Below are 11,362 nucleotides of genomic sequence, written 5' to 3'. Positions count from 1 at the left end.
CCGACCCAGTCTGAGCCCGGTCCCCCCGGCCCCCGCGCGACTGTCCCCCACCCCCCCGACCCGACTCCCCGCCCCCCCCACCCCCCCCACCCCCCCCCGCGCCCCCCCCCCCCCCCCACTACCGGAAGCAAAGCTTACCTCGCGTACATCGGTTTGAATCAGGGGCCCAGCAGCTCGAAGCTCACCGCATCGCCACTCACCGACGAAGCGCATACCCACACATCGAACAGTCCAGGCTCGGCGGTGTAATCACCGTCCACACCGGTAAAAGCAAGCTGCTGACGGTCCAGACGGAACTCCACCTCCACCGAGGCACCGGCTGCCACCATCACCTTCTGGAACGCCTTCAACTCACGCACCGGGCGTACCCGGCTGGCGACACGATCGTGCACGTACAGCTGCACCACTTCCTCACCCGTCACCGCGCTGGTATTGCGCAGTGTGGTGCGAATCACCAGCTCACCATCCCATGCCAACTGCGGCGTGCTCAGGCGCGGCGCTTCATATTCAAAGCGCGCATAACCAATGCCATGGCCGAACGCGTACAGGGCCGTATTCGGGAACTCGCGCCAACGTGATTTGAATTCCGACAGGGTCGGCAGTTCGGGCCGGCCGCTGCGTGGGTGGTTGTAGAAATACGGCTGCTGGCCCGAGGCATGCGGGAAGCTCACCGGCAGACGCGCCGACGGGCTGTAATCGCCAAACAGGATGTCAGCCAAGGCGTGCCCGTTCTGCGTGCCCAGGTACCAGGTAACCGCAATGGCCTGGGCATCGCGCACTGCGCCCTGCAGTGCCAGCGCGCGGCCGTTGCGCAGCAACACCACCAGCGGCGTGCCGGTGGCAGCGACGGCTTCGGCCAGTGCCTGCTGTGCCGGTGGCAAGGTGATCTCCACCCGCGACTGCGCCTCACCGCTGTAACGCTGCGGCTCGCCCACGGCCAACACCACCACGTCGGCGCGCCGCGCGGCGGCGACGGCGGCGTCGATGCCGCCATCCAGCGGCGCTTCCAATGCACAGCCCGCCACGATTTCCAACGCCGCTGGATCTTCCATGGCGGTGCGCACACCGCTCTCCAGCGTGACGTAACGCGACTTGTCGCCAAACAAGGTCCAGCAACCTTCGATGTTGTCGCGGTCCTGCACAAATGGGCCGATCAAGGCGATCTTCTGGCCCTGTTTCTTCAGCGGCAGCAACTCGGCTTCGTTCTTCAACAGCACCACCGAGCGACGTGCGCTGTCGCGGGCCAATGCATCGTGTTCGGCAATATGCGACTGGTCAGCCTCGCGCGCAGGATCCAGCGAACGGTAGGGGTTGTCGAACAGACCGATCGCATCCTTCAAACGCAGGATGCGGCGTACCGATTCGTCGAGCACCGCCATCGGCACTTCACCGGCGTGCACCAGACCTGCCAGATGCTGGTCGTAGAAACCGCTCTGCATGCTCAGGTCCAACCCGGCGAGGAAGGCCTTGCGAGTGGCATCCACTTCATCGGCCGCGTAGCCGTGTGCAATCAGCTCCATGTCGGCGGTGTAGTCGGAAACCACCACGCCCTCAAATTTCCATTCCTTGCGCAGCAGATCGGTCAGCAGCGCGCGATTGGCGCTGGCCGGCACACCATTGATGTCGTTGAAGGCGCTCATCAGCGACAGCGCGCCGGCATCCAGCGCGGCCTTGAACGGCGGCAGGTGCACATCGCGCAGGGTCTGCGGCGAGATATCCACCTGCGCGTATTCCATGCCTGCGGCGACCGCACCGTAGGCGGCGAAGTGTTTGGGTGTGGCCAGCAGCGAATCTTCGGCGGTCAGGTCATCGCCCTGGAAGCCACGTACGCGGGCGGCGGCGAATTCGCAGCCCAGCACCACGTCTTCGCCCGCCCCTTCGGCACCGCGCCCCCAGCGCTGGTCGCGGGCGATATCCACCGCCGGTGCATAGGTCCAGTGGATGCCAGCGGCGGTCGCTTCGACCGCGGTGGCGCGGGCAGTACGACGGGCCAGATCCGGTTCGAAGCTGGCGGCCTCGCCCAGCGGAATCGGAAACACGGTGCGCATGCCGTGGATCACGTCGGAAGCGAGGATGACCGGAATACCCAGGCGGCTTTCTTCCAGCGCCACCTGCTGGATGCGCCGGCCCAGCTCGGCACCGACGCCATTGAACAGCGAGCCGACCCTGCCAGTGCGTACCTGTTCCAGCACCTGCTCGGCGTTACGCACATTGGCCTCCGGATTCACTTCCGGAGCGAATGGCCGGACCATGTCGGCGAATACGCTGAGCTGACCGACTTTCTCGTCGACGGTCATGCGGGAAATCAGGGATTCAATGCGGTCGGGGGCCACCGGCAGTCCTTCATGTAAACGCTTTCAAGGCGGCGATTCTAGCGCTACAAGCGTGAAGCAGCCGCCGGATGGCTCGGCACTACCGCATCAGCCCCTCTCCCGCCTACGGGAGAGGGGCTGGGGTGAGGGCTGCTTTTCGCTGGGAAAGCCCCTGCCGAGCATGGCTCGGCACTACGCCCCCTCCCTTTCGCGTGGCGAAGGGGAGGGTTGGGGAGGGGTGGCTTTTGGACTTGGCCGGTGAAGCCCCTGCCGAGCATGGCTCGGCACTACCCATCAGTGATCGCGCTGCTCGCGGGCAGTCATCAGCATGGCGTCGCTGGATTCCTGGAACACATGCAAACCGAACTCCGGCAGGATCGCCAGCAGGTGGTCGAACATGTCCGACTGGATCGCCTCGTACTTGGCCCAGGCGGTTGAGGAGGTGAAGCAGTAGATCTCAAGCGGCAGGCCCTGCGGGGTCGGCGCCATCTGCCGCACCAGCAGGGTCATGTCCTGATGGATGCCGGGGTTGTTCCGCAGGTACAGCTCGACATAGGCGCGGAAAGTGCCCAGGTTGGTCAGCCGGCGCGCATTGACCGGTTCCGGATGTGCCTGCGCCACCTGCGCATTCCACTGCTGCAACTCCTGCTGCTTGCCCGCCAGGTAGTCGTCCAGCAGCGCGATCTGGCCCAGTCGCTCCAGTCCACCGGCATCGAGGAAACGCACGCTGTGCTGGTCCAGGTAGATCGAACGCTTGATCCGGCGCCCGCCTGATTCCTGCATGCCGCGCCAGTTCTTGAACGACTCGGTGACCAGCTTCTTGGTCGGAATGGTGGTGACGGTCTTGTCCCAGTTCTGCACGGTGACCGTGTGCAGGGCGATGTCGATCACGTCGCCATCGGCGTTCTGGCTGGGCATCTCGATCCAGTCGCCAATGCGCACGCGGCCATCGCCGCTGATCTGCACGCTGGCCACCAGCGACAGGATGGTGTCCTGGAAGATCAGCATGAACACCGCCGTCGCTGCGCCCAGGCCAGTAACCAGGTGCAGCAGTTCCACGCCGACCAGGATCGCCACGATCGACAGGCCGGCGAATACGAACACCACGATCTTGACGACCTGCAGGTAGCCCTTGATCGGCTTGTTGCGCGCATCGGCGCGGCGTTCGTAGAAATCGTTGAAGGCGTCCAACGCGTGCGATACCGCCATCGCGATGGTCAGCACCGTCCATGCATGACACAGCGCCTTCAAGGCATGGACCAGGCCCGGCGGCAGCTCCGGCACGATGCTCAAGCCTGCGGCAAGCACCACCGACGGCACGATATTGGACAGCCGCGCGATCACCCGCAGCGGCTGCCTGGCGTTGTGATTGGGGCCGGAGAAACGTTCGATCATCGAACGCAGGCCACGCAACAGGATGCGCTTGGTGACGAAGTTGGCCAGCCATGCCACCAGCAGCAATCCCGCCAGCACCACCGCCGGGTAGGCCATCGGGTAGGGCGCCAGGATGTTTTCCAGCTGATCCAACCAGCGAATTCCCATTACCGCCATCGCGCACTTCTCCTTTTACTCGTACCGCAGAAACAACCTGTCCAACCGCATTGCTTGATCGGACAGGCATAGCTCAGGCCGCGCACCGCAGGGCGCGCGACCGGGTTACAACAGGCTCAACCTTCGCTGCGGCTGCGCTCGATGATCACGCCAACCGCGCGCGCACCGCGCACCGCGCCGGGCTTGCTCAGCTTCAATCGCAGCCATTGCACGTTGAATTCGTCCAGCACGATCTGCGCGCAGCGCTCGGCCAGCGTTTCCACCAGACCGAAATCGGAGGCGCGCACGAATTCCATCAGGCGCTTGCTGACCGCCTTGTAGTTCAGCGTGTCGACGATGTCGTCGCTGGCGGCGGGCTTGCGGTTGTCGAAGCCCATTTCAAGATCGAACACCAGGGTCTGGCGGATGCGCCGTTCCCAGTCGTAGATGCCGATCAGGGCGTCGATTTCCAGCCCTTCGATGAATACCTTGTCCATTGCATCCGTCGTATTGAATGAATACGACATGGTAACGGCAGCAGACTGAGCCTGCCGTGGACGGGCACGGCAGAGCTGCTTGTCAGCGCTGCAAGGGCGGCAACAACGCCATGTCCCAGCGCGGGGTCACCTTGATCTCGGCCGGACCGTGCTGGCCCGCTTGCAGGCGCAGGGCACCGGCGAAGGCGATCATCGCGCCGTTGTCGGTGCACAGTGCCGGCCGCGGGAAGCAGACCCGACCGCCGCGGCGCTGGGCATCGTCCTGCAGCTTGGCGCGCAGGCGCTTGTTGGCGCCGACGCCGCCGGCCACCACCAATACGTCGCAGCCGGCCGCATCCAGCGCGCGACCGCACTTGATCACCAGTGTGTCGACCACCGCGTCCTCGAAGCCACGGGCGATGTCGGCGCGGGTCTGTTCGCTCTGGTCGCTGTCGCGCCAGGCCATCAGCACCTGGGTCTTCAAGCCGGAGAAACTGAAGTCCAGCCCCGGCCGGTCGGTCATCGGCCGGGTGAACTTGTAGCGCCCCGGCGTGCCGATCTCGGCCAGCTTGGCCAGCTGCGGACCGCCCGGGTACGGCAGGCCCATCATCTTGGCGGTCTTGTCGAAGGCCTCACCGGCGGCATCGTCGAGGGTTTCGCCCAGCAGACGGTATTTGCCGATGGCGTCCACCGCGATCAACTGGGTGTGGCCGCCCGACACCAGCAGGGCCACGAACGGCGGCTCCGGCGGGTCGTCTTCCATCAGCGGGGCCAGCAGGTGACCTTCCATGTGATGCACGCCAATAGCCGGCACATCCAGGCCCCAGGCCAGCGACCGGGCCACGCCGGCGCCGACCAGCAGCGCCCCAACCAGGCCCGGGCCGGCGGTATAGGCCACGCCCTCGATCTCGGAGATGGCGATGCCGGCTTCGTCCAGGGTCTGCCGGATCAGCGGCAGGGTTTTGCGCACGTGGTCGCGGCTGGCCAGCTCCGGCACCACCCCGCCATACTCGGCGTGCAGCGCGATCTGGCTGTAGACGGCGTGCGCGCGCAGCGCGGCCGCCCCGGAAAGCGAGGTGTCGTAGACGGCTACGCCGGTCTCATCGCAGGATGATTCAATGCCAAGGACTTTCATAAGGCGTATTGTGGACCTCTCTGACGCCCCCGCCAAATCCCGGGGGTTGCACGGCTGCGCAAAGGGACTATAATGCGCGGCTCACCGGGTGTGTCCCGGTTTTTCTACTGAGTCCCCGGAGATTCCATGCCCAGCGTTAAAGTCCGCGAGAACGAGCCCTTTGAGTTTGCTCTTCGCCGCTTCAAGCGCACTTGCGAAAAGGCCGGCGTACTGGCCGAGACCCGCAAGCGCGAGTTCTACGAAAAGCCGACCCAGGAACGCAAGCGCAAGGCCGCTGCTGCCGTAAAGCGCCAGCTGCGTCGTTCCTCGCGCGACGTCACCAAGCGTCAGCGCCTGTACTGATCGTACGCAACTCCTGAACGGGGGGCTCCGGCCTTCCGTACTGGGGTGAAAGCCGGCACGCGCAAGCGTAGCCGGCTTTTTGCGTTCCAGATGCCAGCAATGCTGACGTCTTTTCCCATATTCCCGACCCAAAGAGGTGCTCCATGAGCCTGAAGCAACAGCTGACCGAAGACATGAAGGCCGCCATGAAGAGCGGCGACAAGCACTCGCTGGGCGTGATCCGCCTGATCAATGCCGCCATCAAGCAGCGCGAAGTGGACGAGCGCATCGAATTGACCGACACCGACGTGATCGCCGTGTTGGACAAGATGGTCAAGCAGCGCAAGGACTCGGTCACCCAGTACGAAGCGGCCAACCGTGAAGACCTGGCCGCGGTCGAGCGTGACGAGATCGTGGTGATCGAGCGCTACGTGCCGGCCAAGATGGGCGAAGCCGAGATCCAGGCGGCGATTGCCGCCGCCAAGGCCGAAACCGGTGCCAGCAGCGCCGCCGACATCGGCAAGTTGATGGGCGTGCTCAAGCCCAAGCTCGCAGGCCAGGCTGACATGGGCCTGGTGTCCAAGCTGGTCAAGCAGGCTTTGGCTGGCTGATTGCAGCTGCCAGGTTTGCGCGACAAGGCCCGCCAAGTGCGGGCTTTGTTGTTTTTGCCCTTCCGTCTTTTGTGGGCGCGGCGTCAGCCGCGAAGCTGGCAGTACTGGAATCACCGACCTGCCTGCAATCTGATGAATCTGTGGCCTCGCGGCTGACGCCGCTCCCACATCGTCAGGCATTGCCGGGAAAGCTTCTGCCGAGCATGGTTCGGCACTACGCCCCCTCCCTTTGGCCGCAAGCCAAGGGGGTGAAGAAGGTCTGCTTGCGCGGCACTGCCGCGCGACCTGATGAACGACCGAAGGCTATGTCTTCGGGCCGGACGGGCTGGGGAGGGGTTGGCTTCACCGCTTCTGACGTGGATGTGGCTTCGCGGCTTACGCCCCCCCACATCGTCAGGCATTGCCGGGAAGGCCTCTGCCGAGCATGGCTCGGCACTACGGACACCTATTCACCCGCCCCGAAGCCCGGCTTTGCTAGAACAGACACCTGACTTCACACGATCCAACCGATGCCTGTAACCCGCCCCACCCTGCATTCGTTCAAATCCCGGCTGGAGCTGCTGCAGCAGAGCCTGCCGGCCGCGCTGGTGCGCCGCTTCGTCGAAACCGACGTGATGACCCAGGCGGCATCGCTGGCCTTCTACACCCTGCTGTCACTGGCGCCGCTGCTGGTCCTGCTGCTGTGGCTGACCGCCTCACTGTACCCGCCAGCGCAGCAGACACTTATCGAACAGATCGGCGCACTGGCCGGCCCCAGCGTCGCCGAGGTCGCCCGCACGGTGATCACCAACGCCAGTGCCCAGCCCGACCTGGGCTCGTTTGCCGGCATCTGGAGTCTGGTCCTGCTGTTCATCGGCGCCACGGTGGTGTTCGCCCAACTGCAGGCAGCCTTGAACCTGATCTTCCGTACCGACTCCAAGCGCTTCGAAGGCATCCTCGGCTGGCTGAAGAAGCGGGTGTTCTCGGCCGGCGTGGTGCTGGCACTGGGCTTCCTGCTGATCGTGTCGATGGTGGCCACCACCGCCCTGCAGGTGATCTTCTCGCACCTGCCCTCGGCGCTGCCGGCGGTGGGCTATGTGACCACCCTGCTGTTGTACGCACTGGGCTTCGCCTTCCTCTACCACTACCTGCCGGACCGGCCGGTGGACTGGCGCCAGGCCTTCCTCGGCGGCGTCATCACCGCGGTGCTGTTCACCCTCGGCCGTTACGCGATCGGGCTATACATCGCCAACGCAGCGCCAGGCAGCGCCTATGGCTCGATGGGCACGCTGGTGATCATGCTGGTGTGGATCTACTACGCCAGCGTGGTGTTCTTCGGCGGCGCGCTGATCACCGCAGTGATCGATGAGCGGGCGTATGCCCGGCGCAAGGCGGCGGCTGAGGCCAAGGTGGATGTTGGGGCTTTGGACTGACGGCAAGAGCAGAAGCAAAAAGCCACCCCTCCCCAGCCCTCCCCTTCGCTACGCGAAAGGGAGGGGGCAGAAGCCACTCCCTCCCTTTGCCGCAGGCAAGGGGAGGGCTGGGGAGGGGTAGCTTTGCGCTGTTGACTGAAAACCAACAAGCCCAACCCCCAGCCAGCACCAGCCCAGCCTAGTACACTCCCCTTCCCCCCTTTCATCGCGCCCCGCCAACCGGCGGCGCTGTTCATTTGCCGCATGGCCCGACTTCCCGACGCGTTCATTGACGACCTGCTGGCCCGCACCGACATCGTCGAAGTGGTGGGCTCACGTGTGCCGCTCAAGCGCCAGGGCAAGGAATACGCCTCGCGTTGCCCCTTCCATGACGAGCGCTCGGCCTCGTTCACGGTCTCGCCGACCAAGCAGTTCTATCACTGCTTCGGCTGCGGCGCGCACGGCACCGCGATCAGCTTCCTGATGAACTACGACCGCCTCGAGTTCCTCGACGCGGTGGATGAACTGGCCAAGCGCGTAGGCATGGAAATCCCGCGCGAAACCAACGCACGCACACCCCAGCAGCAGGACGACAGCCGCGACCAGTACTCGGCGCTGGATGCCGCCACCCGCTTCTTCCAGAAGCAGCTGGAAGGCAACGACAAGGCCCGCGCTTACCTCGATGGCCGTGGCGTGGATGCCGATACCCGCGCGCGCTTCTCCATCGGCTATGCGCCGGATGGCTATAGCGCGCTGAAGGACGCGCTGGGCAAGGACGAGCGGCGCATGAAGCTGCTCGAACGCGTCGGCCTGTTCTCCAAGAACGACCGCGGCCACGTCTACGACAAGTTCCGCGACCGGGTGATGTTCCCGATCTTCGATCGCCGTGGCCGTGTCATCGCCTTCGGCGGCCGCGTCATGCAGAAGGACGACGGCCCCAAGTACCTCAACTCGCCGGAAACCGCGCTGTTCCACAAGGGCCGCGAACTGTACGGCCTGTGGCAGGTACGCCAGGCCAACCAGAAGATCGAACGCCTGATCGTGGTTGAAGGCTATATGGACGTGGTCAGCCTGTTCCAGTTCGGCGTCACCCAGGCGGTGGCGACGCTGGGCACGGCGACCACGCCAGACCATGCCGAGCTGCTGTTCCGCAACGCGCCGGATGTGTACTTCTGCTTCGACGGTGATGCCGCCGGTCGCCGTGCCGGCTGGCGCGCACTGGAGTCGGTGCTGCCGCGCATGAAGGATGGCCGCCAGGCCTTCTTCCTGTTCCTGCCCGATGGCGAGGACCCGGACACCATCGTGCGCAAGGAAGGTGCCGATGCTTTCGATGCCCGGCTCAAGCAGGGCACGCCGCTGTCGCAGTTCTTCTTCGACGAGCTCAGCCGCGAGATCAACCTCGGCACGCTGGACGGCAAGGCACGCCTGGCCGAACGTGCGAAGCCGATGCTGGCGCAGATTCCGGATGGCGCTTTCGGCGACCTGATGAAGCAGGAGCTGGCGCGCCTGACCGGCATCGGCAGCACTGCAACAGCCGCCGCACCTGCAGCGCGGCCACCGATGCGCAACAACGCGGTCCCAGCACAGAAGCGCAGCCTGGTCCGTGCCGCCATTGCCATCCTGTTGCAGCAGCCCTCACTGGCGATGAGCCTGGAAGGCCATCACGCCATCGGTGGCCTGCGTCTGCCCGGCATCGAGCTGCTGGTCGAGTTGTTGAACCTGGTGCAGCAGCGCCCCGACATCAGCACTGGCGCCCTGCTCGAACACTTCAACGAGCGCGAAGAACAGGCCGCATTGCACAAGCTGGCCGCGCAGGCATTGCCCGGCGATGAAGCGATGTGGGCACAGGAACTGCAGGACGCCGTGCTGCAGCTGGAGAAGCAACTGCTGGCCCAGCGCCTGGACGAGTTGCAGGCAAAACAACGCCAGCAAGGCCTGGACGATACCGACAAATACGAACTGCGCGAGCTGCTCAAGGCCCGCGCCACCCTGCGTCTGTGAGAACAACGGAGCATCCGCATGTCCCTCTATCGCCTGCCACTGCTCCTCACACTGCTGCTCTCCGCCAACGCCTTTGCCGGTGATGCGATGTTTCGGCAGCCACGCCCCAATCTGATCACCGCCGGCCAGCCCAGCGCGCAGCAACTGCGCGACGCTGCCGCCAATGGCGTCACCACCGTCATCGACCTGCGCCGGCCCGATGAAGATCGCGGCTACGACGAAGCGGCCCTGGCCGAACAACTCGGCCTGCGCTATGTGCGCCTGCCAATCGCGGGTGCCAGTGACATCACCGAAGCCAACGCGCGCACGCTGCATCGCCTGCTCAAGCAGGACGACGGCAAGACCCTGCTGCATTGCGCCTCGTCCAATCGCGCCGGCGCACTGCTGTCGGTGATTGACGCCCGCATCAACGGCGCATCGGCGGAGGATGCGCTCACACTGGGCCGCGACGCCGGCATGACCTCGTTGGAACCGGCCGTACGCGCCGCCCTGGAAACTCCCACACCCTGATCAGGAGGCATTGCCGACATGACCCGCTGGTGGTCGCGACTGCGACCGGACAACTTCACCCTCGCCCTGCTCGCCACCGTCGTCCTGGCCAGCGTGCTGCCACTCACCGGCGCCGCCGCCAGGGGTTTCGACCACTTCACCGACGTCGCCATTGCCGCGCTGTTCTTCCTGCACGGTGCGCGCCTGCCACGCGAATCCATCGTTGCCGGGCTGCTGCACTGGCGCCTGCATATCACCATCCTGGTCTGTACCTTCGTACTGTTCCCGCTACTGGGCCTGGCAACGAAGCCGTTGGCCGGCTGGGCGCTGACGCCCGAGCTCTACATCGGCGTGCTGTTCCTGTGTGCACTGCCCTCGACCGTGCAATCCTCGATTGCCTTCACTTCCATCGCCGGCGGCAATGTGCCGGCAGCAGTGTGCGCGGCCTCGCTGTCGAGCATTCTTGGCGTATTCCTCACCCCACTGTTGATGACCGTGTTGGCTGGCTCGCAAGGCGGCATGGCCAACCCACTGCATGCAGTGGGCGCGATCATGCTGCAGCTGCTGGTGCCGTTCGTACTCGGCCATCTGCTGCGGCCGTGGATAGGTGGCTGGATTGAAAAGCGCCGTGCCCTGCTGCGCTACACCGACCAGGGCACCGTCCTGCTGGTGGTTTACGCCGCCTTCGGCGAGTCTGTCAGCGAAGGCCTGTGGAGCAAGACCCCGCCACTGTCCCTGCTCACTGCCGCACTGGTCGCGATCATGTTGCTGGCCATCGCCATGCCCGGCATCAGCTGGCTGGCACGGCGGTTGGGCTTCAACCGCGCTGACCAGATCACCATCGTGTTCTGCGGCTCCAAGAAGAGCCTGGCCACCGGCGTGCCGATCGCCAAGGTGTTGTTTGCCGGTGGCAGCCTCGGCGCGATCGTGCTGCCGATCATGATCTACCACCAGATCCAGCTGATCGTCTGCTCGGTGGTGGCGCAGCGGTATGCGAAGCAGAACGCCGAAACAACGCAACAATGATCGACACCCGGTTGGTAGTGCCGAGCCATGCTCGGCAGAGGCCTTCCCGGTAAAGCCCCTTGCCGAGCAT

General features: G+C 65.0%; 10 protein-coding genes. 6 read left to right on the top strand and 4 right to left on the bottom strand.

The window, feature by feature from the left end; genetic code table 11:
* Positions 1-158: 158 nt before the first annotated feature.
* The 4 genes from ACVOLQ_RS21605 to tsaD all read right to left on the bottom strand — a co-directional run bounded on the left by ACVOLQ_RS21605 (position 159) and on the right by tsaD (position 5,453).
* Entirely contained in the window at positions 159-2,333 is a 2,175-nt protein-coding gene (locus ACVOLQ_RS21605) for a glycoside hydrolase family 3 N-terminal domain-containing protein (RefSeq protein ID WP_481529262.1), read from the bottom strand.
* 273 nt (positions 2,334-2,606) lie between these two features.
* On the bottom strand, positions 2,607-3,863 hold the full coding sequence (locus tag ACVOLQ_RS21600; RefSeq protein ID WP_313171069.1) for a mechanosensitive ion channel family protein: 1,257 nt from the start codon (positions 3,861-3,863) through the stop codon (positions 2,607-2,609).
* A gap of 116 nt (positions 3,864-3,979) precedes the next feature.
* On the bottom strand, positions 3,980-4,339 hold the full coding sequence (folB, locus tag ACVOLQ_RS21595) for a dihydroneopterin aldolase (RefSeq protein ID WP_313171348.1): 360 nt from the start codon (positions 4,337-4,339) through the stop codon (positions 3,980-3,982).
* 82 nt (positions 4,340-4,421) lie between these two features.
* Positions 4,422-5,453 carry a tRNA (adenosine(37)-N6)-threonylcarbamoyltransferase complex transferase subunit TsaD gene (tsaD, locus tag ACVOLQ_RS21590; RefSeq protein WP_313171071.1) on the bottom strand — a complete coding sequence of 344 codons (1,032 nt, stop codon included), beginning with the start codon at positions 5,451-5,453 and terminating at the stop codon, positions 4,422-4,424.
* Between the two features lie 126 nt (positions 5,454-5,579).
* On the opposite strand from tsaD, the gene rpsU reads away from it, so the two are divergent.
* The 6 genes from rpsU to ACVOLQ_RS21560 all read left to right on the top strand — a co-directional run bounded on the left by rpsU (position 5,580) and on the right by ACVOLQ_RS21560 (position 11,292).
* The gene (gene rpsU, locus ACVOLQ_RS21585) at positions 5,580-5,795 is read left to right on the top strand and encodes a 30S ribosomal protein S21 (protein WP_002808376.1); all 216 of its coding nucleotides are present in this window, start codon (positions 5,580-5,582) and stop codon (positions 5,793-5,795) included.
* A gap of 143 nt (positions 5,796-5,938) precedes the next feature.
* Positions 5,939-6,385 (top strand): GatB/YqeY domain-containing protein, encoded by a 447-nt coding sequence (locus ACVOLQ_RS21580; protein ID WP_313171073.1) that lies wholly within the window; start codon positions 5,939-5,941, stop codon positions 6,383-6,385.
* Positions 6,386-6,894: 509 nt separating this feature from the next.
* Entirely contained in the window at positions 6,895-7,797 is a 903-nt protein-coding gene (locus tag ACVOLQ_RS21575) for a YihY/virulence factor BrkB family protein (RefSeq protein ID WP_481529261.1), read from the top strand.
* 243 nt (positions 7,798-8,040) lie between these two features.
* A complete protein-coding gene (gene dnaG / locus ACVOLQ_RS21570) occupies positions 8,041-9,777 on the top strand; it encodes a DNA primase (protein ID WP_481529260.1) in 1,737 nt (578 codons plus the stop codon).
* A gap of 18 nt (positions 9,778-9,795) precedes the next feature.
* Positions 9,796-10,287: a protein tyrosine phosphatase family protein gene (locus ACVOLQ_RS21565; protein ID WP_481529259.1), complete on the top strand. Its 492-nt coding sequence runs from the start codon at positions 9,796-9,798 to the stop codon at positions 10,285-10,287.
* An 18-nt stretch (positions 10,288-10,305) separates the two neighbouring features.
* Positions 10,306-11,292: a bile acid:sodium symporter family protein gene (locus ACVOLQ_RS21560; RefSeq protein ID WP_481529258.1), complete on the top strand. Its 987-nt coding sequence runs from the start codon at positions 10,306-10,308 to the stop codon at positions 11,290-11,292.
* Positions 11,293-11,362: the final 70 nt, after the last annotated feature.

It is taken from the genome of Stenotrophomonas sp. STEN031 (genome assembly GCF_056759975.1).
Note: the sequence above shows the minus strand (reverse complement) of the source record. Positions and strands in the feature narration are given on the sequence as shown.

Excerpts from the sequence above, each read along its gene's own strand:
- ACVOLQ_RS21600 (WP_313171069.1), bottom strand. The coding sequence starts at position 3,863 with ATGGCGGTAATGGGAATTCGCTGGTTGGATCAGCTGGAAAACATCCTG.
- folB (WP_313171348.1), bottom strand. The coding sequence starts at position 4,339 with ATGGACAAGGTATTCATCGAAGGGCTGGAAATCGACGCCCTGATCGGC.
- tsaD (WP_313171071.1), bottom strand. The coding sequence starts at position 5,453 with ATGAAAGTCCTTGGCATTGAATCATCCTGCGATGAGACCGGCGTAGCC.
- rpsU (WP_002808376.1), top strand. The coding sequence starts at position 5,580 with ATGCCCAGCGTTAAAGTCCGCGAGAACGAGCCCTTTGAGTTTGCTCTT.
- ACVOLQ_RS21580 (WP_313171073.1), top strand. The coding sequence starts at position 5,939 with ATGAGCCTGAAGCAACAGCTGACCGAAGACATGAAGGCCGCCATGAAG.
- ACVOLQ_RS21575 (WP_481529261.1), top strand. The coding sequence starts at position 6,895 with ATGCCTGTAACCCGCCCCACCCTGCATTCGTTCAAATCCCGGCTGGAG.
- dnaG (WP_481529260.1), top strand. The coding sequence starts at position 8,041 with ATGGCCCGACTTCCCGACGCGTTCATTGACGACCTGCTGGCCCGCACC.
- ACVOLQ_RS21565 (WP_481529259.1), top strand. The coding sequence starts at position 9,796 with ATGTCCCTCTATCGCCTGCCACTGCTCCTCACACTGCTGCTCTCCGCC.
- ACVOLQ_RS21560 (WP_481529258.1), top strand. The coding sequence starts at position 10,306 with ATGACCCGCTGGTGGTCGCGACTGCGACCGGACAACTTCACCCTCGCC.